The 23,067-nt window shown below is 34.9% G+C and carries 21 protein-coding genes; 8 read left to right on the forward strand and 13 right to left on the reverse strand.

Annotation, left to right across the window (positions count from 1 at the left end; genetic code table 11):
* From AC000W_RS08395 to AC000W_RS08405, 3 genes are all read right to left on the reverse strand, one after another.
* A partial coding sequence (locus AC000W_RS08395; protein WP_474747527.1) for an arylsulfatase occupies window positions 1-1,213 on the reverse strand: 1,213 nt, incomplete at its 3' end.
* 1 nt (window position 1,214) lies between these two features.
* The gene (locus AC000W_RS08400; RefSeq protein ID WP_474747528.1) at window positions 1,215-2,669 is read right to left on the reverse strand and encodes a DUF1254 domain-containing protein; all 1,455 of its coding nucleotides are present in this window, start codon (window positions 2,667-2,669) and stop codon (window positions 1,215-1,217) included.
* Between the two features lie 157 nt (window positions 2,670-2,826).
* Complete coding sequence (locus tag AC000W_RS08405; protein ID WP_474747530.1) at window positions 2,827-5,772, reverse strand: TonB-dependent receptor domain-containing protein; 2,946 nt, start codon at window positions 5,770-5,772, stop codon at window positions 2,827-2,829.
* A gap of 153 nt (window positions 5,773-5,925) precedes the next feature.
* On the opposite strand from AC000W_RS08405, the gene AC000W_RS08410 reads away from it, so the two are divergent.
* From AC000W_RS08410 to AC000W_RS08430, 5 genes are all read left to right on the forward strand, one after another.
* Entirely contained in the window at window positions 5,926-6,516 is a 591-nt protein-coding gene (locus AC000W_RS08410) for a TetR/AcrR family transcriptional regulator (RefSeq protein WP_474747532.1), read from the forward strand.
* The gene (locus AC000W_RS08415; RefSeq protein WP_474747534.1) at window positions 6,506-7,906 is read left to right on the forward strand and encodes an aldehyde dehydrogenase family protein; all 1,401 of its coding nucleotides are present in this window, start codon (window positions 6,506-6,508) and stop codon (window positions 7,904-7,906) included. Before AC000W_RS08410 ends, AC000W_RS08415 begins: the two co-directional genes overlap by 11 nt.
* A gap of 133 nt (window positions 7,907-8,039) precedes the next feature.
* Complete coding sequence (locus AC000W_RS08420) at window positions 8,040-9,260, forward strand: sulfite oxidase (RefSeq protein WP_474747535.1); 1,221 nt, start codon at window positions 8,040-8,042, stop codon at window positions 9,258-9,260.
* A complete protein-coding gene (locus tag AC000W_RS08425; RefSeq protein ID WP_474747537.1) occupies window positions 9,260-9,724 on the forward strand; it encodes a monoheme cytochrome C in 465 nt (154 codons plus the stop codon). The genes AC000W_RS08420 and AC000W_RS08425 overlap by 1 nt, the downstream gene beginning before the upstream one ends.
* A 6-nt stretch (window positions 9,725-9,730) precedes the next feature.
* Entirely contained in the window at window positions 9,731-10,603 is an 873-nt protein-coding gene (locus AC000W_RS08430) for a sterol desaturase family protein (RefSeq protein ID WP_474747538.1), read from the forward strand.
* A 315-nt stretch (window positions 10,604-10,918) separates the two neighbouring features.
* Here AC000W_RS08430 and AC000W_RS08435 read toward each other — a convergent pair whose 3' ends face one another.
* The 5 genes from AC000W_RS08435 to AC000W_RS08455 all read right to left on the reverse strand — a co-directional run bounded on the left by AC000W_RS08435 (window position 10,919) and on the right by AC000W_RS08455 (window position 14,256).
* Entirely contained in the window at window positions 10,919-11,455 is a 537-nt protein-coding gene (locus AC000W_RS08435) for an NADPH-dependent FMN reductase (RefSeq protein WP_474747540.1), read from the reverse strand.
* A 2-nt stretch (window positions 11,456-11,457) separates the two neighbouring features.
* A complete protein-coding gene (locus AC000W_RS08440; RefSeq protein ID WP_474747541.1) occupies window positions 11,458-11,913 on the reverse strand; it encodes a DoxX family protein in 456 nt (151 codons plus the stop codon).
* A gap of 22 nt (window positions 11,914-11,935) precedes the next feature.
* Window positions 11,936-12,580 (reverse strand): hypothetical protein, encoded by a 645-nt coding sequence (locus AC000W_RS08445; protein WP_474747543.1) that lies wholly within the window; start codon window positions 12,578-12,580, stop codon window positions 11,936-11,938.
* A 53-nt stretch (window positions 12,581-12,633) separates the two neighbouring features.
* A complete protein-coding gene (locus AC000W_RS08450) occupies window positions 12,634-13,227 on the reverse strand; it encodes a Crp/Fnr family transcriptional regulator (RefSeq protein WP_474747544.1) in 594 nt (197 codons plus the stop codon).
* A gap of 171 nt (window positions 13,228-13,398) precedes the next feature.
* The gene (locus tag AC000W_RS08455) at window positions 13,399-14,256 is read right to left on the reverse strand and encodes a DUF5694 domain-containing protein (protein WP_474747546.1); all 858 of its coding nucleotides are present in this window, start codon (window positions 14,254-14,256) and stop codon (window positions 13,399-13,401) included.
* Between the two features lie 203 nt (window positions 14,257-14,459).
* Between AC000W_RS08455 and AC000W_RS08460 the strand changes: the two genes are divergently transcribed.
* On the forward strand, window positions 14,460-14,582 hold the full coding sequence (locus tag AC000W_RS08460; RefSeq protein WP_474747548.1) for a hypothetical protein: 123 nt from the start codon (window positions 14,460-14,462) through the stop codon (window positions 14,580-14,582).
* A 163-nt stretch (window positions 14,583-14,745) separates the two neighbouring features.
* Here the strand turns inward: AC000W_RS08460 and AC000W_RS08465 are convergent, their stop codons facing one another.
* The 5 genes from AC000W_RS08465 to AC000W_RS08485 form a co-directional block, all read right to left on the reverse strand.
* The gene (locus AC000W_RS08465) at window positions 14,746-15,456 is read right to left on the reverse strand and encodes a pirin family protein (RefSeq protein WP_474747550.1); all 711 of its coding nucleotides are present in this window, start codon (window positions 15,454-15,456) and stop codon (window positions 14,746-14,748) included.
* A gap of 58 nt (window positions 15,457-15,514) precedes the next feature.
* Window positions 15,515-16,105, reverse strand: coding sequence for an isochorismatase family protein (locus AC000W_RS08470; protein ID WP_474747551.1), 591 nt, complete (start codon window positions 16,103-16,105; stop codon window positions 15,515-15,517).
* A gap of 113 nt (window positions 16,106-16,218) precedes the next feature.
* Entirely contained in the window at window positions 16,219-17,154 is a 936-nt protein-coding gene (locus tag AC000W_RS08475; protein WP_474747553.1) for an AraC family transcriptional regulator, read from the reverse strand.
* A gap of 415 nt (window positions 17,155-17,569) precedes the next feature.
* Window positions 17,570-18,238: an NUDIX hydrolase gene (locus AC000W_RS08480; protein WP_474747555.1), complete on the reverse strand. Its 669-nt coding sequence runs from the start codon at window positions 18,236-18,238 to the stop codon at window positions 17,570-17,572.
* Window positions 18,239-18,282: 44 nt separating this feature from the next.
* Complete coding sequence (locus AC000W_RS08485) at window positions 18,283-19,488, reverse strand: glycoside hydrolase family 27 protein (RefSeq protein WP_474747557.1); 1,206 nt, start codon at window positions 19,486-19,488, stop codon at window positions 18,283-18,285.
* A gap of 50 nt (window positions 19,489-19,538) precedes the next feature.
* Between AC000W_RS08485 and AC000W_RS08490 the strand changes: the two genes are divergently transcribed.
* Both AC000W_RS08490 and AC000W_RS08495 read left to right on the forward strand, forming a co-directional pair.
* Window positions 19,539-21,083, forward strand: coding sequence for an alpha-N-arabinofuranosidase (locus AC000W_RS08490; RefSeq protein ID WP_474747558.1), 1,545 nt, complete (start codon window positions 19,539-19,541; stop codon window positions 21,081-21,083).
* A 2-nt stretch (window positions 21,084-21,085) separates the two neighbouring features.
* On the forward strand, window positions 21,086-23,065 hold the full coding sequence (locus AC000W_RS08495) for a glycoside hydrolase family 127 protein (protein WP_474747560.1): 1,980 nt from the start codon (window positions 21,086-21,088) through the stop codon (window positions 23,063-23,065).
* The last annotated feature ends 2 nt before the right edge of the window (window positions 23,066-23,067 follow it).

Here is a 23,067-nt window from a genome sequence, read left to right on the forward strand (position 1 = left end):
TGTTTTCAGCATAATAAAAGAATTCATGTCGTGGTGAAGGTGCTTCTTCTGTTAACGTTGCTAATTGATTGTAACCATCAATATGTACTTTTTCGGCTTTTAATCGCTCTTTAAGGTCAGTGTCACCAACGGCTGCCATTAGTGTTGGCACCCAATCCTCAGAAGTCATTAATTCCCCCGTAAAGGTTCCAGCTTTTATTTTCTTAGGCCATTGTACTAACATAGGAACACGGAAACCGCCATCCCAGGTTAAACCTTTTTCTCCTCTAAATCCTGCCGTACCAGCATCTGGCCAATGGCTCATATTTACACCATTGTCCGATGTAAAGGCAATAATAGTATTGTCTTTAATTCCTAATTCTTCAACTTTATCTAAAACTTGACCAACAACCCAGTCTAATTGCATTAGTCCGTCTGCATATTCAGAATGGCCCGATTTTCCACGCCATTTTTCACTTACATGTGTTTTTTGATGCATACGAGTAGGACAGAACCATAAGAAGAAGGGGTCTTTATTTTTGTTAGCTTTTTCCATCCATTTAATTGCTTCTGCGCCAAATTCCTCATCAATATCTTCCATGCGCTTTGCACCTAATTGACCACGGTCTTCAATTTTTTGTTTTCCTATTTGTCCCCACCTTTTATCAATGGTGACGTTGTCTGTTGCGGTTGCCCAAGAACGAATTACATTCCTAGGAATTGCAGGATAATTTGGGTTTTTAGGAAATTCTGCTTGCTCAAAATGTTCCATCACATTTAAGTGATACAGCATGCCGTAGAATTCATCAAAACCATGTACCGTAGGTAAATACTCATTACGGTCTCCCATATGCCACTTACCAAACAATGCAGTTTGATATCCGTGAGGTTTAAGCAATTCTGCCAATGTAGGATCTTCCTTTTGCAGTCCTATTTTTTGCCCTGGTTGTCCAACTGATGTTAGTCCTGTTCTTATAGGGTATTGACCAGTAATCATTGCTGCTCTACCTGCAGTACAGCTAGGTTGCGCATAATAGTCGGTAATCATTAAACCATCATTTGCAATACGGTCTATGTTGGGAGTTTTGTACGTTGCTAAGCCTCTATGGTAGCAAGAAAGGTCAAAATATCCAACATCATCAACCATAATGAATATAATATTTGGCTTTTCTTGAGCATTAATAGTTGAGACAAATAAACCAAGCAATACTAATAGTGATAGGGCCTTTTTCATTCTAATTTATTTTTTTAACAGGAGGTGCAACATAAGATTGATCTAAGAAGGATTGCTCCGGGATATAAGATCGTAAAAACAAATTGAATGCACCATCTTTAGGTACAGGAAGCCAATTGTTTAAATGTTCTTCAGCAGGAGCGTCAGCTTGTAAATACAGTGTAAGTGAGCCATCATCATTATACTTCATGTTTTTATCGCTTCCTACTTTATAGATGTTTGCTTCATTTGACACTAAATTGAATTTGTCATTATACACCGTTAAGGACCAAAAACTTTTAGGTTGTGGCACTTGATTTTTTTCAAAATGAAGCGTGTATTTATTTGCGCCATGAAGCGTTTCTCCATTTTCATCGTGAAAACTTCTTAGTTTAGATGATTCTTCAATATGATGTTCTACAATACCAGAAAAGGCCTGTGGAGAAGCTCTACCTAAATAATCGAAATCTTGATGCATACGACCCCAGTTTTTTGCTCCATAGAACCAATTATTTTCTTTTTTTGAGTTACCAGTAATAGAACCACCAGCAATCGATACCTCTGACAACAATTTTGAACCATCTTTAGCAGCTCGCATAAGCCCTTTTTTAATTGCAGGATTTAAAGAATCAATTGGTTGCGTGGCATAAGGCCCCACACCAATTTGTGCAAAAAGCTGCATTAGAGTTTCATCTCGGTCTAATGGAGGATTCTCTTTCATTACCGCATTTAATGTTTTAAAAGCACCTAATGGGTCAGTCGGTGGAGCAGGATTTAAGACATCTCTATCATTTGGTGGTGTATAATCCGTTCCCCATTTTGTCAATGGTATTATTTTCATACCATCTTGAATCTTGTTCACAATTTTTAAATCTGCCTCCGTATTGTCCGTATAAGAACGACCTACAACAAACATCCAATTGGTAGGGCAGTGGTATACTTTTTTAAACCCTGTTGGTAATTTTCCTTTAAAATTAGGACCTACAACTAGGTAGTTGCCAGTTGGATTTCCTAAAGTTCTGGTGCCTATATAATCAAAAACATCAGAATACATATCTACAAGTTGTATTGCAAAATACCTATCATCTGGTAGCACTGGTACCGTAAATACCATGGGTTCATTTGTTAAATCTACAAAGGCCAAGGAATAAGGCGTATCTCTGTTTGGTGATCCGCCATATTGATGCTCTGGTACCGCAGACGTTCTAACATGATTATAATTATTTATGGGCATACTTACCAACCCTTGTGGTCTTTCTACCATCCCAAATCTAAGATTAGTATAATATATTGCAGGGTAGCCATAAATAAAGGCTTGTACTCCCATATGGTAGGCATATTCTTCTTGCCAATCGTAGTTATTTTCTTCTGATTTAGTTTCTACCGAATCGTTACTTTTTTCTGCTGTAGTATTTTCTTTTTTACATGATAAAAGCAAGGCAAATATCAAAGAAAGTAGTGCAAATTTGTTAGTCATCTTATTGATTTATTTAGGTATTTTTTTCAGCCATTAGCATACAAGGCTTAAAAATTTAATTATAAAAGTGATTTATATAACCTATATAAATCACTTTTATAATTAATGGTTAGGTTATATTAATACTTGTCTAAGAAGTATTGGTTCTTGTCTAGTTTTAATTATTTCCTCCAAAAGTGTAGGTTAATCTGCCTAATACTCTTCTTCCAATTTTTGGCATATTTGGAAATGCACGGTACTCATCATTAAATATGTTGGTCCCACTAACATCAATAGAAACACCATTTCCAAAAGCATATCCAATACCCATGTCAACTAAAGACTGGGCTTGAACGGTACCAGTGTATTGTCCGAAACCTGCTTCAAACGAACCGTTATACTGGTATCCTAAATTTCCTCTAAACCCTTTTTCTGGAGTAAGTCTAGCCCCAAAGCGTAATTTCTCTGTTGGTACACTTAAGTATAGGGTAAAAGTTTCGTCTTGACCAGTAATTTTTGGTTGAAAAACATTCTTGTTTATATGGGAAAAACTACCATAAAGGGTTAGGTTATCACTAACAAAGTAATTTACACCTAAATCTACACCAGTAAATTTATAGCCATCAAAAACACGGTATCCAGTAGTAAGGTGAGAAACACCATTGTCTGGCGCTTGATCGGCAGCAACTGTTGCATGGTATGGTAAAGCTTGTAGTACCTGTGTTAATGATAACCCATTGAATAATGGACTAGGCGTTGCCAAAGCACCAGCTCCACCTTGTGCATATGCACCAGCTATACTAGGTAATAATGCAGCAACGGTGCCTTCAGCTTGAGCCTGTGGCATACCCGCTTGCGTCATTAAAGCCTGTACTAAGGCTGGTCCTGCAGCATCACCTACAGCAGCTCCCAAATCTCCAGGAAGTGCCTCGTAACCAGTTAATCTATATGCAGGTGATATAGCCGTAAACCTAGACCCATTAGATACATCTTGGTGGTATACATCTAAAGACACGCTTAATTTATCACCAACTAATCCTTTATAACCAAGTTCATAGGTTGTGTATGTAGCAATGCCAGCTTTTCGGCTATCAACTAACGGTAATGCTGTGCCATCAAATAGATTAAATCCTTGACCTAGAGTACCTGTTGTTCCTGCTGGTTGAATACTATTCAATACACCTGTAATGATTGGTACTAATGGTGCTAATTGCGGATTTTGTCCTAAAGCAGCAGCCAAACCTTGTTGTACCTGGTCATTTACTAAAGCAAATGGAACAGCTAATGGTAAGCCGTCAACTAATGGTGTTCCATTTTCACTTACAGGTAAATTAGGTATTAAACCATTAAACCAAGACAATTCTGGATTGTTAAAAGAATACCCATTTTTTAAACCATGGTGCCATATATCAGCAGAACCTGGAATCACAGTATTTAATGGAAAATCTATATTTAAATCTAAAGTTTCATTTACTCTAGATGCTTGGTTATACGTTAATCGAAATGTATGTTTTTCTGTTGGTTTGTATACTAATGCAACTCTTGGAGCAAAAGAACCTTCATCTAAAAAGAAGAATTGATCATATCTACCTGCAGCAACTAGGTCTAATTTTTCACCTAACGCAAACTTTCCTTGTAAATAAGCACCAGCTAAATTATAATCATCATCATCTTCATTTCTACCATATAATAAATGAAAGGTTTCACTAAAAGATTGTCTGTAATCTGCACCAATGGTCCATTGTCCGTTAAGGAAATCAGGAGTGTCAAAATTATATTGTAATTGCCCTTCTAATTGCTTTCTACCAGCTGGCACTCTGTTTCCAGATTGGTATAAGAAAGTAGGTTTGTCTTCCGTACCACCATTATTATTAACATAAAAAACTTGACCAAAGAAGCCACCACTTTGCATTCTAAGCTGAGTCCAATACTCATCTTGTTGAAAAAGACCTTCACCTTGAGAATTGTAGAATACAGATTTAGCTGTATTAAAACCACCTGCTAAAAAATAAGTAGTTTTATCTGAAGGTCTAAATTCTAGGGTTGCATTAACAGATGAATTAAACCAATTATCAGACATCATATTGCCATCACCATCTGGATCTAAATCTTCTTCGGTTAAAAGTATTCTAGCATCAGCTGTGTTCGTAGCATCTACAAATGTTCCTGTTGGGTCTAAACCAGGCTGAATAATTTCATTTTGAAATCTGCTAAGTTGCGTAATAAAATTACCTGCTCCGTTAGTAACCCCTTCAGAACCATCTAAAGTAAATTCATCCCCTTCCTTATAATGAGCATTTATTTTAAATCCAAATTTGTCACTTACTTTGGTAGCATGTCTTATGGCTGCTCCCCATGTGTTAAGTTCTCCACCCATTAATTGTACTGTTGTACCAGGGTAGTCAATAGGATTTTTGGAAATAAAGTGAACAACACCCGAAGTAACATTTGGTCCGTATAACGCAGAGCCAGGTCCGCGAACAATTTCTACGCGTGCTAAATCTATATTGCTTATACCAGCAGCATCAGACTGAAAAGCACCAATACCAGGAGCAATTAGGTTTCTATAATCTAAAATTGGAAATACAGACGTACTAAATAATGAACTGGTTCCCCTCATTTCAATATTAATTCTCGCTGCTGATTGCTGTTGTATTGTAACACCAACCTCATTGTTAAGGTCTCTTAAAGGATTTTCATTGGTTGATACTTCCAGAGCTCTAGAAGAAATTACTGAAATAGAAGCGGGAGCTTCTTGTACTTTTTCTGCTCTTCTAGAGGCAGAAATTACAACTTCATCTAAAGCCAAACCTTCATCTAGCAGAATAATACTAGTGTCAGAAGGACTATTTACGGTAATGTTTTTTGAGTTATAACCAGTATAACTTACCACTAAGACAAAAGGCATTTCTTGTGAGGTTGTAAGGGAATAATTACCATCGAAATCGGCAATTACACCTTCCGTGGTCCCCTGAATATAGACACTTGCACCAGGTAAAGGCGATTGATCATTAGAATCCGCAATCTTACCATTTAGTGTGGTTTGCGAAAAACCAAAAAAACCTGTAAGCGCTAGTAAAAAAAGGCATACAGAATTTTTAAAAATTCTAGTAGTTATTTTCATAATACGATAATTAGTTTGTTAAGCTTTGGCTAAATTTATAAAAAAAAGTGACAATTGTGTCAATTTATGATTTAAATTTTTAGATTTATATAATTTTAAACCTTATAAATTGAGAATATGACAATGTCAAAGCGTGAATATAATAAGGCTAAAATGCGAAAACTTATTCTGGATAAGTCGCTTAATTTGTTTGCATACAATGGGTTAGATAATACATCTATTAGCGATATTGTTACAGCTTGTAAAATTGGAAGAGGTACTTTCTATAATTATTATAAAACTCCAAAGGATGTTTTTGAAGAAATTATAGATGTTCTTAACAAAGAATCTATGACAGCAATAAAAGAGTCACAGATAAACTCTACATCATTTTATGAATTTCTAAATAATTCTTTTAAGACGTATTTTGATTTACTAAGTACAGAGGAGTTAATCATGTTTCATAAAAATAATCAGAACTATATTAGGAGTATCTGTTATAGTAGTCCAAGCATTATAAGTATTGTAAGCCAATTGAGCGAAGATTTTTTAAAATTTGAAGAATTAGACTTAGATGAGAATAAAAGCAAAATGCTGAGTTTCTCTTTGGTTTCTTCGGCTGCTGAGCTATTTATTTGCAAACATCAGGGTTATTTTAATTCTACAAACGAAAAAATGGCTTCCTTTTTAGCAAAGCTTTATTCGCAAGGGGTAGGAATGCCTGTTGAAGTTTCCACCTTAAATATGGTAAATAATGACAAATAGATTTCAAACCCTATTTGATTCTCAAAAAGCTAATCAATACGTTATAGGAAATACTTCCTATAAGGATAGAATAAAAAAATTAAAAGCTTTAAAAAAGGCTGTAGAAGTAACCTATAGAGATGCTCTCCGCCAAGCTTTATATGATGATTTAAAAAAACCCAGCTTAGAAACCGATTTAACAGAGATTTATACCGTTACTGGAGAAATTAAGCATGTTATCAAAAATTTAAAAAGCTGGACCAGAAAGCAAAGAGCGCAAACACCTATTTCTTTATTAGGAGCTTCTTCATGGATAAAATATGAACCAAAAGGTGTATGCTTAATTATTTCGCCATGGAATTTTCCAGTACTTCTTACTTTAGCTCCATTAGTTTCTGCTATTGCAGCAGGAAATACAGCTATTATTAAGCCTTCAGAAATGACCCCAAATACATCTAGAGTATTGGGAGACATTGTTAAAAGTCTTTTTAATGAGAATGAAATTGTTTTGGTAGAGGGAGGAGTTAGTGTATCACAAGAATTATTAAAATTACCATTTAATCATATCTTTTTTACTGGTGCACCTTCTATTGGTAAAATTGTAATGAAAGCTGCATCAGAACATTTAGGATCAGTAACATTAGAGCTAGGCGGCAAATCGCCAACAGTAATAGACAAATCTGCAAACTTAAAATCTGCTGCAAAAAAAATTGCTTGGGGTAAGTTTATAAATAGCGGACAGGCATGCGTTGCGCCAGATTATATTTTAATTCATGAAAGTATTAAAGAAGAGTTTATAACTATCTTTAGAAAACAGCTAAAAGAATACTATGGCAATGATGCTATAAATTCCAATTCTTATTCTCGTATTGTAAATCAAAAACACTTTAACAGGCTAAAAAGTGCTTTGGATGAAGCAAAAAAGAAAAATGCAATTATAGAAATAGGAGGTAAGACAAAAGCAGAGGAGAATTATATGGAGCCTACTGTAATATCTAATCTATCCGAAGATACATCACTTTTACAAGAAGAGATTTTTGGACCTATTTTAGCAATAAAAACATATAGTATAATAGAAGAAGCAATAAACTATATTAATTCTAAAGAAAAACCATTGGCTTTATATGTATATAGTGGTAATAAAACTGTAGCAAATAAAATTTTGAATAATACTCGCGCAGGAAGTACCGCTATTAATAATAATGTAATACAATTTGGAAATCATTATTTACCATTTGGAGGTTCTAATAATAGTGGTATTGGAAAATCACATGGGTACTATGGCTTTCTAGAGTTTTCTAATTTAAGGGCGGTTATGAAGCAGAACTTTAAAGGAACCTTAGAAATGGTGTTCCCGCCATACAATAAGAAAAAGGAAAAATTGGTCGAAACTACAATAAAGTGGTTTTAATAAGACCTTGTTAAGAAATCAAAAAGCAAAGACAAAGACATCAAAATTTAGTTAATTGATTTTCCAGGTAACCTTTGTTACTTTATGGATTGATAATTATTCGTAAGTTTAAACTTCAATCTTAATTCTTTTCATGGAACGTCGTAAATTTTTAAAGAAAACCGCACAAACCTCTGCGTTTACCGTGTTGGGAATGGAAATTGTTTTTGGAAACAACATGCCTAAAGGATATACACCATTGGCATTACAAGACCCAGACCCGTTTAAAATGTTCCAAAAAGACCCGCAGATGGTTGTTTTGAATGACAAGCCTTGGAATATGGAAGCCCAAGCTCATTTGTTGGATGATGCTATTACTCCAAACAAATTTATGTTCATTAGAAACAATGGACTAATTCCAGAAAATATTGATGCTACAAGTTGGACAATCACTTTTGATGGAGAATCAATTTTAAAACCTAAAACCTACACCTTAGCAGAACTAAAATCAAAGTTCAAACAGCATACCTATCAATTAACATTGGAATGTGGTGGAAATGGGCGAAGCGAATTTAACCCACCAGCCAAAGGAAATCAATGGACAATTGGTGCTGTTTCCTGTGCAGCATGGACAGGCGTGCGTTTAAAAGATGTGTTGGATGATGTTGGTGTAAAAAGCGATGCTGTCTACATTGGCTATCATGCGGCCGATGTTCATTTGAGCAGAGACCCCAATAAAGAGCCTATTTCTAGAGGCGTTCCTATGGCAAAAGCCTTACAAGAAGAAACCTTGCTGGCCTTTAAAATGAATGGAAAAGACATTCCTTTAGCGCATGGATATCCTTTGCGTTTGGTAGCAGGAGGATGGCCAGCATCTGCATCTGGTAAATGGGTAGACGGAATTAGTATCCGCAATAAAGTACACGATGGCCCAAAAATGAAAGGTACGGCATATAGAGTACCTTGTAAGACTGTTGCTCCTGGAGAAAAAGTAGCCGATGAAGATATGTGCATTATAGAATCCATGCCCGTAAAATCGTTGATTACCTATCCAAAAACAGGAGCGGTGATAGAGCAAAACAAAGCCTTAAAAATTAGAGGTCATGCCTGGGCTGGAGAACTGCAGGTAAAGGCAATGCAATATTCCATAGATTTTGGCGCTACATGGAAAACCTGTAAAATAGAAGCTCCTGCAAACAGATTGGCTTGGCAGCGATTCTCAGCTACCATTACGTTTCCTAAGAAAGGGTATTATGAGGTTTGGGCAAAAGCAACCGACTCAAATGGGGTAGGGCAGCCCATGGTACTTCCAGGTTGGAACCCAAAAGGATATTTAAACAATGCCTGCCATAGAATCGCAATTAAAGTGAGTTAATGGAGGCGTCAGAAAACAAAAAATCTAAAAATAAGTTCATAGCCGTTTTGGGATTGTTGGTCATTCTTGCGATTGTGCTTTTCATTTTCATAAAACCCAAAGAGGCTACAGATGTTGAAATTTCTAGTGAAGAAGTTACAAGTGACGAAACTATTGATGGAGACCCAGATAAGATTGAAAACGGTATTCATGTTCGTACGGGTTTCGTAGCAGCAGAAGGACTTATGGAAGTGGTGCAAAACTGCACTACTTGCCATTCCGCTAAATTGGTAACACAAAACAGAATGAGTAAGGAACAGTGGCAAGCTACGATTAGATGGATGCAGAAGACTCAAAATTTATGGCCTTTGGGTGATAATGAAGAAATTATAATTAATTATTTGGCAACTCATTATGCTCCAGACAAAAAAGGAAGACGCCAAAACCTTACTGATGTTGAATGGTACACTTTGAATGATAACTAGTATGCAATGGAAAAATATGTAGACGCCTTTACAAATGCTTTTATGGGTTCCTTAGATTGGACATGGAAATCCATTTTGTTTGATGTACCTTGGTACACCAATTATTTTTGGGGGCTTATAGCAATTTCTTTATTGGTTTGGGGCTTGGAAATTTTGTTTCCTTGGCGAAAGGAACAATCTATTTTTAGAAAGGATTTTTGGTTGGATGCCTTTTATATGTTTTTCAACTTTTTTCTTTTTTCTATTGTAATTAGTGGATTTTATAAGGTGTTAGAGGTTTTGTTTAAAGAGGTAGGGATAACAGCCAAAAGCTTGTCCATTATAGAAATATCAGAATGGCCCATGTGGTCACAGCTGTTGGTGTTTTTTATTGTTTTGGATTTTGTACAATGGTTTACCCATGTTCTATTGCATAGGTTCCCTGTATTGTGGAATTTTCATAAAGTGCACCATAGTGTTAAAGAGATGGGTTTTGCAGCGCATTTACGCTATCATTGGATGGAAAACGTACTCTATAAACCTTTAAAAACCTTTGGGGTTATGATTTTAGGTGGTTTTGAGCCCGAACAAGCCTTTATTGTACATTTTATATCCATTGCTATTGGGCATTTTAACCATTCTAATATAAAGATTACATGGGGCCCTTTAAAGTATGTTTTTAACAATCCAGTAATGCATTTGTACCATCATGCCTATGCCTTACCAAATAAATACGGGGTGAATTTTGGAATAAGCCTAAGTCTGTGGGACTATATCTTTAAAACCAATTATATACCTGAGAATGGTGGTGAGATTGAACTGGGTTTTGCTGGTGAAGAAAATTTCCCCAAAGATTTTGTACACCAGAATTTATATGGTTTTTGGAAGTTCAAAAAGTAATGGTTTTGGAAAGTTTCGTTATCGCCTCGCTATTTGAAGTCCGGCTAATTTTAAGGAAATATAGCAAAATCGCCTGACTGTTATTTGAGAATTTATCTTTTTTGGGTGTTTGTGTCTCAAATAACAGGCCCTCAAGAAGGCCACAAAGTGGCCGTAAATTATGGATTTTGCGTTATTGGGAATGAAATTGGTCGACCTTCCGAGCGTAGCGAACACATGAATTCCTTAGAGAATAAACATGGTATGAATAAATTGAATGTAGCGTCCTGATATGTTGAGTGATTCATTCTTGGCGGCGTTCATGGCAATAGTTTTTTAATTATTTAAATGCTGTTCAAAGAGCATTATTTTTTTGCTTAATTCTTCTTTTAATTCATTATCAGAAATTTCATCTTCTGAAAAATTATCATAGAAATTTGGCAATGAAAAATCTGCAATTACATTACCTCCTAAGTATGGGAAATATGCCTTAGCAGATTGTAAGACAGTTGTGCCACCTCTACCACCAGGTGAAGTCGCCATTAAAAGCATTGGTTTTTCTCTCCAAATTTTCATATTTGCACGAGATAACCAGTCTAAAGTATTTTTAAATACCGCCGCATAAGATCCATTATGTTCGGCAAGAGATATTATAAAACCATCAGTCTTGTTAAATGACTCATCTAGCCTTTTAATTGCAGTAGGTATTCCATTTTCGGCTTCAAAATCAACTCCATATATTGGTAAGACATAATCGTTTAAGTCGATTGAAATAATTTCTACGTTTTCTAATAAACTAGTTGTATGGGATAGTAAACTTTTGTTGATAGATTTTTGACTATTACTCCCTGCTATTGTAATTATTTTTTTCATTATTACTGTTTTTTTGAAATTAAATTATCAATTGACCATGTTCCACTACCATTAACTATTATGGTTAAAGCTAGACCAATAATTAGAAGAGAGTATTCGTAACCTTCACCAGCTTGATTTCCGAACCAATTCATAAAAAAGCCATGTTCTAACTGAGTAGTATAAATGATACCCATGAACATTACTGCAAGTGATAATGCCCAAAACCTACTAATAAATCCTAGAATTAATGAAATAGAGCCAAAAAACTCAATCATTATTATTGAAAATGCTATAATGCCAGATAAGCCCATTTGAGTTGTGAAAAAATCCATTGTTGAGGAATAGCCGGAGCCTCCAAAAAGACCTAATAGTTTTTGTGCCCCATGAGGAAATATTACTAAACCAAGTGTTAATCGTGGAATGCTAAATCCAATATTTGGATTTGTTGTTAAGAGTGTTTTTACTAAATTTTTCATAATGTTTAAGATTTAAAATTGTTTATAAAGTTTTTCGGTAATACAACCCGAAAGATGATTTTTTTATAGGGTTCGCCCCATACTGGTCAAAGTCCAAACCAATTCCAAACTGATGTCCATTAAATGATATACCAGAACGTAATTGTAGAAAACTTCTAGAATGAGTTTTAAACTTATCCCATACGGTTAAAAACTGTCCGTTTAACCAAAGAGATACTTTTTTATTTATTGGTCTATTAAATTGAAACTGTGCAAACGTTTCGGCATAGCTAGCATCCTTTTGCTCTGAATGTGCTATCGTAGGAATAATTACAAATAATACTAGTGAATTTTTTACTGTGAACTTTGCAGACAAACGTTTTGAATACCCAGAAAAACTGTTGTAATATAAAGATGGACCAATTGAAATATTCTCATTAATATTCCAAAATAGCGTTGGTTGTACACCTGTCTCATCAAAGATTTGGTTTTCTTCATCTCTAAATTTTTGAAAAAATGCCAGAGCGTTAATACTAAGAGTTTTACTCTTATTAATTGTATAACTAGAGTATAGTGTAAAATCTGTTTTATCCAAACCAGAAAACAGTTCTACTTGTGTAAATTGCGCTTGTAAATAGTTTGCAAATCCAATCGTTAGAAAAGATGTAATGAATATTATTTTTTTCATGCTTCAAAAATCCGATAGAAGCACATGAAAAAAAATGAACTAGTTTAAGACTTTTACATTCTGTTGACTTTAGAAATAATTTTACTCATAAATTCTGGCGTAATGCCAATATAACCTGCTAGATCTTTTTGGGTAATTCTATTGACAATTTTTGGATATTTCTTTTTGAACTGGATATATCTTTCCTCTGCGGTTAAGGATATGCCATGGTTGGAACGTTGTATATAACTTATAAGTGACTTTTGATATAGAATGCGATAAAACTTTTCGAATTTTGGTATTTCCTGAAAAAGTAAATCATAATTAGCCCTAGATATACCTAATAATTCTGAATGCTCCATAGCCTTAATAAAATAACGTGTTGGTTCTTTGGTCATAAAACTAGCCATATCACCAGTCCAATAATCCTCTACCGCAAACATAGATATGTGAGGTGTACCATCTTTATTTAATGTGTAAACTTTTAAGCAACCTTTTGTTATAAAATACTCATATTTAGTAACATCACTAGCTTGCATTAAAAATGCCTTCTTTTTTACTTTTATTTCAGTAAGTAAAGAGAGGTATTTTTGCTTTTCTAACTCGGTTAAATCAATAAACCTTGCTATATTATTAAGTATTAGAGTATGTGATTCTTTATAGTGCAATTCACGCTTAGTTTGAATTAGTTACCTTGATTTATATCGGTTGATAACGAAGTTAGCACTTCATTTTTTTAGATTCAAGACCTAGGATAACATCTTTATAAAGATGTTATTAACTTAAAAGAAACCAAGAAAAAATACTATTGAGAACCATTGGGAAGAGGTTGGCCACAGTTAGGGCTCCATAACTTTTTTTAATTCTATAACCCTCCAGTTTTCATTTTCTTTAATGAACAACTCGAACATTGCCACGTGACTGGAACCAGCCAAAACCATGATTCTTTCATCTGACTTTTCTACCTGTTTTTGAATAAAAGACCACATATAGATATTTCTTTTAAACCACTCGGATGTTAATAAAGCTCCAGAAAAATCTGTTGGAGCACCTGCTAATGGTATTATGTTATTATGTATGTTGTTAGAAAAATAACGCATTTCAGGACTATTGGAGTAATAGGTAAGCTCAATAAGTGAAGCTCCAGAATCAATTTTAGAATCAAAATCTGCAGTAAATTTAGCTATACCATCTTCTATTTTTGCTTTAAGCTCTATCTGATTATTTTTTTCAATATCGTTCATAACATCTTCAAATGGGAATGAGGTTGAATAGTCTATACCATACACTTTTTTTAGGTTATTTTCTTTTGCTACTCTAAAGGCTAGTTGAAAAATTTCATTTTTTAGATAAAAGTCAGAAAGACTGTCATTTTTAAAATATTGCCCTTTTGTATATAGTTGATACAAAGAATCCAATTCCTTTTGTTCATTATAGGGCCATTCCACAAAAATTTTGGTGGGATTGTATGTCTTAATATTCTTTGAAATTTCTTGAAGTTCTAGTTGGGATTTTTCACTTAGAATGTCAAAGGATTTGGTCTTGGCAACATCAGCTCCTGGATTGTTATAATGGAATGTTCCAATAAGTAATACTTCTTTCGCCGTTGTGGCTTCACTAGTTGTAGGTACTTTGTCTTGTTCTTTTTTGCAACCAAAGATTAGAAGCAAGAGTGTAAAAATTAGAGCGTTTTTCATATTTAAATATCCAGGATTTACAAGGTTTATAGTCTAACCATTATATACTAGACGTTTAAATTTCATAAAGGGTTGCCTAGTGATGGCTATAAGTGTTAAACCTTTCTTAATCATGTAACATTTTGGTTTTTATAACGTCCTATGAATGTGTATATAAGGGTGCTTATTGCGCCCATCACAATAGATTATTAAAGAAGTAAAATATGAAACATACAAAGCAAAAAAACAAAGAAAACGAAAGCAGTGTGGATTGGCAATTAACACGTCATGAGAGTTGGAGAAATAACCGAAGACATACTGGAATAAAATTAATCCGTTTTTCTTAAAGATTAAGAATTTTAGAAAAGAAAAAGAGGGCTTTCGCCCTCTTTTTTTATTCCTATATACTGAACAATAGTTATTTAGAAACTTGTATTAATGTATTATTTTTTCTTTGTTTTCACCACTACAACACCATTGGGAGCATTGTATTTTTCTATAGCACGTTATTTAATTCATAGGAACTTCAAACACCATAATTTCAGATTCTTGAATAACATTAATTGTGATGGTATCTACCTCTTCAACTCCTATTTCATCTTTTTCTCGTAGTTCAATTCCATTCACTTTGATTTCTCCTGCTATCACTTTAATAAATGTTCCATTATTAGAATCATTTAGCGTATACGTAGTCTCACTATTTTCATGTAAAATCCCATAATTTAAATAGGAATCATTGGCAATTTTTAGCGATTTACCTCTACCTGTTGGAGAAAGTAATTCAACAAGCTTCCCTTGATAATCATTTGAGGCTAACTCCCATTTCTGATAATTGGGTTTAATCCCTTTCTCTTTGGGATGTAAAAACATTTGTATACCCTTAAATGGCTGTTCTTTTGAGAAGTTATATTCTTCGTGCATAATGCCTGTTCCTGAGGTAATTAGTTGAACAGCCTTTGCTTTAGTAACACCGATATTTCCGCTGTTATCTTCGTGATGCCCTTCGCCTTCTAAAAATAGTGTTACTACTTCCATATCTCGATGGGGATGCATTCCAAAACCTCTCGAATTAGGAGGCATTTCGGCATCATCTAGATTATAAAGTATCCCAAAGTTATTTCTTTTGGCTTCAGGAAAATTTGGTCGAAAGCTGAAATGGATTCCAATAAATCCCATGTCTTGATAAATCCGTTCCTCTCTTGGATATTCTGTTATTTTCATAATATTTTGTTTTTATAGTGAGTGTTATTTATTCCATAACACTCACCAATTTGTTCATTTAGGATAAAATTTGAGGTAAATATTCTTGGGTAATTAACCCGATTAGCTTGCCTCCATCTTCGGATGACCAATCAGATGCCAATTCTGATAGTAATGTTAATGTTGAAGTAAGTACAACCCCTTCATTTTCCATTCTTCTCAACGCAAGGTCATCTGATACTTTAGTTGGTGACCCAGATGCATCTGGTATGGCAATTACATTAAATCCTTCTTTTACGGCACTTATTGCAGGATGAACCAAACAAACATCTGTTGTAATACCTGCCATAATTAAATTTTTTCTACCTGTTTCTCTCGCAGCATTTGCAAAAGCAGGGTCATCCCAACAGTTGACAATTCCTCCTCTTAAAATTCTCTGGTCATAAGCCTCAGGCGCTACATTTTGTAAATCTTCATAAAGCGGTCCTTGTGGTGCGTCTTCCATACTACTTGTAAGGATTAAGGGAATATCTAGAGCTTTGGCAGCTTTGGCCAATACCGTAGTATGAAGTTTTATGCGCTCTAAATCATCTGAACGAACCCATCCCATAGTTCCAATTTGGTGGTCTATTAATAAAATTGCCGTGTTTTTTGATGTTAATTTTTCCATGTTTATATTTTTTTTATGATTTATTGATACAAAGGTATTTTAGACGGTAGTCTTAGGATTGAGATTAGACGACAACAAATTAGGGAATTGCGACAGCTGACGCTTTTCGCAATTTATTTGAATGACGAAGTTGATTTTCCCGTCCAGTTTTTAAATTGATTTACAAATGTGCTTGCTTCAGAATAGCCTAAAAACCAAGCAATTTCATTGATATTTAGCTTATTCTCCTTAATATGTTTAATGGATTCCTCTTTTCTTACACTTTCAAGAACACTACTATAGCTTGCAGATTCTTGTTTGAGTTTTCGTTGTAATGTTCTTCCACTAATACTTAATTGTTTAGCTATTTCAGAAAGGCTAAGCGCCTGGTTAGAAGTATAAAAATAACTTCTTATCAAAGCTGACACTTGTTCTGTTAAACAGTTTTCTTGTATCAGAAAATGCAAATCCTTTTTGGCCAATGAATCAATATGCTCAAGTATTTTTGGGTCTCTATGTATAAGCTTGCAATCAAGTGTTCTGGATTTATACTCAATGGCATTTCTTCCTTCATTAAAAATGAGTGGGCATTTAAAAAAAGGAGTGAATTTTTCTAGATTATCTTTCGAAACAGGAAAATCTAACCATACCTTTTCTGGTTGGTGTTCCTTGCCTGCAATGTCTTGAATAGTTTTGGTCAATAATACCGATTGGCACTGTAGAATATAATTGGGTTTAGGATGATTTTTTTCAATTGTAAATTCAATAGTTTCACTGTCTGCCATTGGATTAGCATGGAGGCTAATTTTAAGAAAGTCTGAAAGCAACATATTGTAACTTATCTGTTTTTCTAATGCCTCTCTAATAGTTGCGCTATAAGTAAAGAACATTCCGGTTAACCCAAGCTCAGAGATATTGATTCTTGAGCCCAGTGTAAGTCCAAGAAATTCATTTTGGGCCTTCCGATTCATTACTTTCCAAAATTGGCGAATTTGTTCATCGTCAATTCTGTAATCGGGGTTAGAAAACAATTCCTTAGAAATATGGGCTTGTTCTAAAATAGAATTCATATCAATTTCATCTTTTGTTAGCGCATTAAGTATTGCTCTAAATAAATGGGATGATATGCTATGTTTTTGGTTCAATACTTTTGGTGATTGGTTAATGTCTCCATGTTAAGATACGAATACATTTCAACATAGAATTTTGTGCAGTAGCGCTGATTTATATCTGCTGATATTGAACAATCCCGATAGTTATGAGGGCAGGACAGAACCTGTAACGAAGTTAGCACTTCATTTTTTTTAGACTCAAGACTTAGGGTAACGTCTTTATAAAGATGCTATTAACCTCAAAAAAAAACAGAAAGCATGTCATTTCGAACTTCCAGAAAGAGAAATGTAGTAGTTTGTTTATTGAGGGAGTTTATTTTAGAGATTGCTTCGCTTCGCTCGCAATGACCTATTTTCATATAACCAAAAACCCTTAAAAAGAATCTCCTAGATTATCTTGGTCAAATTGGTATAAAAAAGACCCTTTTTTGGAAGAGCTCATATCTTTTTCCTCAAGTCGTTTTAGAATGTTCATTCCATTGATTTTACTCACAAAATTTCGTTTGTCCAGCTTTGTATTAAAAATGGCTTCATTTAATTTTTGAAGCTGAAGCATTGTAAATTTTTCTGGTAAAAGTTGAATCGTGTTAAGTTGTGTGCTTGCTTTATATTGCAATCTTCTAAGTGCCCTATCCACCATTTTATTATGGTCAAAAATTAAAGTGGGTAAACTGTTTATTGAGAACCATTTTGCTTCATAATCAGTTTTAAGGGCGTTATTCTTTAATTGCGTATTGACCATTGCGGAAAACGCTACCGAAATTGTTCTTTCAACGGGATCCCTATCAATCTCACTGTAAGCTTCCAATTGCTCTAGATAAATATTATCCAAACCTGTTAGGTTTGTCAATACTCTATTTGCAGCCTCGTTTAGGGTTTCATTCTTTTTTAAAAACCCGCCCATAAGGGACCACTTTCCCTTTTCAGGCTCAAAACTTCGTTTTACCAATAAAACACTAAGTTCTTCATTATCAAAACTAAAGACAATACAGTCTACAGCTACAATGAGCTTGTCTTCATTTTTATAATTATATATACCCAAATTTATTTTTACAAATTGAATGTTAGATTGGCAACAAGATAATCTTATTTTCTTTTTAATCTCACCATTAAAATATCATGGCCCTCAATAGTTGCTTTAAGATGGTCTTTGGTAGTGCCCATATCTTGCTTTTTAAAGAGATTGCGAATTTGGTAAGTAAATTTTTCCACATCAAGATTTCGGTTTACTGTATTGTCTCCGATATGCTCTTTTTTCCAATCAAAATCTAACTCTTTTTTAGATTTACTCATATTAATAAAACTAATGGCCCATTCATCATTTGCTAAAGGTTTTATCCATATTTCAATATCATTTTCGTTCATAAACCTAAATCCTTGAATTCCAAGGGCATCTTGGTTTACTGCAATAACCTCTTTATTGGTTAATATTTCTAACGTCTCTTTTGATGCGGTTCTTAAATCATTCCCCATGATTAATGGCGATGCCAAAAGGGACCACATGCCAAAGTGCACTCGGTCTTCAGCTTGGGTCATACCATTACCAACTTCCATCATATCAAAATCGTTCCAATGCCCAGGACCAGATGCGCCTCTAATACCTTTTCTCATGTTAATAATTTTCCATATTCCCCATGAAGACCAGTTGCCGTGACCTAACTCACAGTCCCAACAAGGAGTTATGTCTCCAGTTACTCTCCAAAGGTGCCCTACATCTTTACCCCATTTCCAAGGCTCATTATCTCCCCATTCACAAATACTAAAAACCACAGGCCTTTTAGCTATTTTTAGTGCGTCTCGCATAGTTGTATAAGCCTCTTGTGCATTTAGTTTCCCTGTATTGCACCAATCATATTTTAAATAATCTACATCCCAAGAGGCATAGGTTTGTGCATCTTGGTATTCATGACCGCGACTACCAGGGTATCCTGCACAAGTTTTTGAGCCTGCACAGTTGTACAATCCAAATTTTAAACCTTTAGAATGAATATATTCTGCAAGGGCTTTCATACCAGAAGGAAACTTCTCTGGATCTGCAATCAGCTCCCCATTTTCACCCCGTTCTCTAGTAGACCAACCATCGTCCAAAACAATATATTCATATCCAGCATCTTTTAACCCTAACTCAATAAAGGCATCGGCAATATCTTTTACCAGTTGCTCATTAATGTCCGTTGCAAAGGTGTTCCAGCTGTTCCAACCCATTGGAGGAGTCTGGGCAAGGTTATCAAATTTTTGAGACTGAATTAAATTGAATAACAGTATAAATGAAAGAAAGGTTAGTTTTCTCATAGTTTTTTGTATTTTTATAAGTGTAAAAATAACACTTATAATTTACTTCCATGAAACTACCAATTAAATTTATCAAGTTTTTCTTCTTTATTTCATTGTATGCTGGCTTTGGGCAGAGTGCTACCGTCAATATTACAATTACTCCAGAAACAGCAACTGATACAATCAGCAGGCATATTTATGGCCATTTTGCTGAACATTTGGGTCGTTGTATCTATGAAGGTCTATATGTTGGAGAAGAAAATAAAATTATACCAAATACAGAAGGTGTGCGGAACGATATCATTGCTGCGCTAAAAGAGCTAAACATTCCTAATCTTCGTTGGCCAGGAGGTTGTTTTGCAGATACATATCATTGGAAAGATGGTGTGGGACCAAAGGAAGAAAGGCCAACCATAGTAAACCGTTGGTGGGGTGGCGCAACAGAAGACAATAGCTTTGGCACCCATAATTTCTTGAATTTGTGCGAAGTGCTAGATACGGAACCCTACTTGTCTGCAAATGTGGGTAGTGGTACAGTGCAAGAATTAATTGATTGGGTGCAATACACAAATCATGACGGTATTAGCCCTATGGCAGATTGGAGGCGAGAAAATGGTAGAGAAAAACCGTGGAAAGTAAAATATTGGGGTGTAGGGAATGAAACTTGGGGATGTGGTGGTAACATGACGGCGGAGTACTATGCGGATATTTATCGACAGTATGCCACGTTTATGCCAGGGTGGTCTGGTGATACAAAAATTTATAGAATTGCTTCTGGAGCTTCGGAGGATAATTATCATTGGACAGAAACTCTAATGAAAAATGTGCCTCATGAATTAATGGAAGCTGTTGCTCTACACGATTATGCGGTGTTCGATTGGTCGGACAAAGGACCTTCGGTGAATTTTGATGAAGAGATTTATTTTAAGACCATGAAGCAGGCATTGAACATGGAGGAATATGTGACCAAGCACATTGAAATTATGGACAAGTATGATCCAGAGGGGAATGTGGACCTTTTTGTTGATGAATGGGGCGGTTGGTACGATGCCGTTCCTGAAGTAAAGAAAGGAGTCTTGTATCAACAAAATACAATTCGGGATGTAATGATAGCCGGCACGGTCCTTAATACCTTCAACAACCATGCAAGACGTGTAAAAATGGCCAACTTGGCACAAATGGTAAATGTTTTACAGGCGGTAATTTTAACCGATGAGGAGAAAATGATATTAACGCCTACCTACCATGTAATGAATATGTACAAGGTGCACCAAGATGCTCTTTTGTTACCTTCCAAAATTGAGAACAATTTGGAATATAGGGAACTACCTGTGATTTCTATATCCGCATCAAAAGATGGTGAGGGCAACAATAATATCTCACTGGTAAACATAGACCCAAAGAAAAGTGTAGCCGTGGAGATTGATCTAAGTGGTTTAGATATAAGTAAGGTGTCAGCTTCAATTTTAACTTCGGAGAAATTACAAGACCATAATTCTTTTGATAACCCTAATAAAGTAAAACCAGAAGCTTTTAAAAAGTTCAAATTAAAAAAAGGAATCTTATCTGTTGAAACACCTCCGTATTCATTAATAGTATTTAAAACAAACTAAATATGAAAGTGCATTCTAGAATTGTTTATGGGGCTATTTTTATGATTTTTTTTGCCTCTTGCAAAGAAAAACAGGCAGAAGTAACTAACCATAAAGTTGAAAAAAAAGGGTATAAAAATAGCCCAGTAAATATTCAGAATGTAAAACTCACTGATGATTTTTGGTTACCCATAATTCAAAGAGTGCAAGAAATTACGATTGATTATGCCATAAAAAAGTGTGAAGAGGAAGGAAGATTGAATAATTTTTTGATTGCTGGTGGACAAATGCAAGGGGAGACCAAAGGAGAAATGCCTTTTGATGATACAGATGTCTATAAAATAATTGAAGGTGCCTCCAATTCTTTAATAAGTGCACCCAATAAGTCGTTGGAGCAAAAATTAGATTCTCTAATTTCTATTGTTGCCGTTGGGCAAGAAGCTGATGGATATTTAACCACCTGGCGCACTATAAACCCTGCAAAACCCCCTGCCGATTGGGTTGCTGTAGGTGATGGTAAACGTTGGTCTTCACTAGATGCTAGTCATGAACTATATAATGCGGGACATATGTATGAAGCAGCCGTAGTACATCATCTTGCAACTGGGAAGAATAATTTTTTGGATATAGCTCTTAAGAATGCTGATTTTATGGTAAAAACCTTTGGTGATGGAGAGGACCAGGTGGCCAATGTTCCTGGACATCAAATTATAGAAACAGGGCTTATAAAATTGTTTCAGCTTACAGAAAAGCAGGCTTATTTTGATTTGGCAAAATATTTTTTGGACAATCGAGGTAATCCAGAGCATCATAGATTAATGGATAGGCATAGTTATAACTATTTTCAAGACCACATTCCAGTTATAGAACAAAAAGAAGTAGTAGGTCATGCAGTGCGTGCTGTATATATGTATGCTGCTATGACTGATGTCGCAGCTATAAATAATGATAGCGCCTATTTAAATGCTGTAAATGCCCTATGGGACAATATGGTTGAGAAAAAAATGTACATCACAGGAGGAATTGGCTCGCGACATGATGAGGAAGCCTTTGGAGATAATTACTCATTGCCAAACCTAACCGCCTATACAGAGACTTGTGCATCTATAGGTGATGTGTATTGGAATCATAGATTACACAATCTTACGGGTGATGTTAAATATTTTGATATTATAGAACGTACACTGTACAATGGACTTATTTCTGGTATTTCGTTAGATGGCACTAAATTTTTCTACCCAAATGCATTAGAGTCAGATGGAAAGTTTGAATTTAATAAGGGTTCTTGTACACGTCAATCTTGGTTCGATTGCTCTTGCTGTCCAACTAATGTGATTAGGTTTTTGCCTTCTGTGCCAGGTTTGGTATACTCAAAGACCGATGATGAAATATACGTGAATCTCTATGCATCTAATGAGGCAAATATTCTTCTTAAAGAAACAGTAGTTGAATTATCTCAAAGAACAAATTACCCATGGAATGGAAAAGTAGCTATTGATGTAAATCCATCTTCAGAATCAAACTTCAGTTTAAAATTACGAGTTCCAGGATGGGCTAGAAATGAAACTTTACCTGGGAATTTATATCATTATTTGAATAATGAAGCGAGTAAATATGTAGTAAGAGTTAATGGAGAAAATATTTCTGCTAACGAGAATGGGGGATATTTTACGATTACAAGAAATTGGAAAGAAGGAGATTCTATTGAAATTGATTTTCCAATGGAAGTAAGAATGGTAGAAACTAATGATTTGGTAGAAGAAAACAGAGGTATGGCCGCTTTGGAATATGGACCAGTTGTCTATGCTGTTGAGGAAATTGATAACCCAAATATTGATAAAATTGCCCTTAATAAAACAGATGTTTTCAATATAACCATGGAAAATGATCTTTTAAAAGGGGTAAACACCTTGACCAACGAAAAATTGACTGCAATTCCATATTACGCTTGGTCCAATAGAGGGGTTGGGAAAATGAAAGTTTGGTTGGATTATAATGAATAAAA

This window comes from Saonia sp., assembly GCF_056326165.1.

Bases quoted from the DNA above. Each gene is read 5' to 3' on its own strand.
- AC000W_RS08400 (WP_474747528.1), bottom strand. From the start codon at position 2,669: ATGACTAACAAATTTGCACTACTTTCTTTGATATTTGCCTTGCTTTTA.
- AC000W_RS08405 (WP_474747530.1), bottom strand. From the start codon at position 5,772: ATGAAAATAACTACTAGAATTTTTAAAAATTCTGTATGCCTTTTTTTA.
- AC000W_RS08410 (WP_474747532.1), top strand. From the start codon at position 5,926: ATGCGAAAACTTATTCTGGATAAGTCGCTTAATTTGTTTGCATACAAT.
- AC000W_RS08415 (WP_474747534.1), top strand. From the start codon at position 6,506: ATGACAAATAGATTTCAAACCCTATTTGATTCTCAAAAAGCTAATCAA.
- AC000W_RS08420 (WP_474747535.1), top strand. From the start codon at position 8,040: ATGGAACGTCGTAAATTTTTAAAGAAAACCGCACAAACCTCTGCGTTT.
- AC000W_RS08425 (WP_474747537.1), top strand. From the start codon at position 9,260: ATGGAGGCGTCAGAAAACAAAAAATCTAAAAATAAGTTCATAGCCGTT.
- AC000W_RS08430 (WP_474747538.1), top strand. From the start codon at position 9,731: ATGGAAAAATATGTAGACGCCTTTACAAATGCTTTTATGGGTTCCTTA.
- AC000W_RS08435 (WP_474747540.1), bottom strand. From the start codon at position 11,455: ATGAAAAAAATAATTACAATAGCAGGGAGTAATAGTCAAAAATCTATC.
- AC000W_RS08440 (WP_474747541.1), bottom strand. From the start codon at position 11,913: ATGAAAAATTTAGTAAAAACACTCTTAACAACAAATCCAAATATTGGA.
- AC000W_RS08445 (WP_474747543.1), bottom strand. From the start codon at position 12,580: ATGAAAAAAATAATATTCATTACATCTTTTCTAACGATTGGATTTGCA.
- AC000W_RS08455 (WP_474747546.1), bottom strand. From the start codon at position 14,256: ATGAAAAACGCTCTAATTTTTACACTCTTGCTTCTAATCTTTGGTTGC.
- AC000W_RS08460 (WP_474747548.1), top strand. From the start codon at position 14,460: ATGAAACATACAAAGCAAAAAAACAAAGAAAACGAAAGCAGTGTGGAT.
- AC000W_RS08465 (WP_474747550.1), bottom strand. From the start codon at position 15,456: ATGAAAATAACAGAATATCCAAGAGAGGAACGGATTTATCAAGACATG.
- AC000W_RS08470 (WP_474747551.1), bottom strand. From the start codon at position 16,105: ATGGAAAAATTAACATCAAAAAACACGGCAATTTTATTAATAGACCAC.
- AC000W_RS08475 (WP_474747553.1), bottom strand. From the start codon at position 17,154: ATGAATTCTATTTTAGAACAAGCCCATATTTCTAAGGAATTGTTTTCT.
- AC000W_RS08485 (WP_474747557.1), bottom strand. From the start codon at position 19,488: ATGAGAAAACTAACCTTTCTTTCATTTATACTGTTATTCAATTTAATT.
- AC000W_RS08490 (WP_474747558.1), top strand. From the start codon at position 19,539: ATGAAACTACCAATTAAATTTATCAAGTTTTTCTTCTTTATTTCATTG.
- AC000W_RS08495 (WP_474747560.1), top strand. From the start codon at position 21,086: ATGAAAGTGCATTCTAGAATTGTTTATGGGGCTATTTTTATGATTTTT.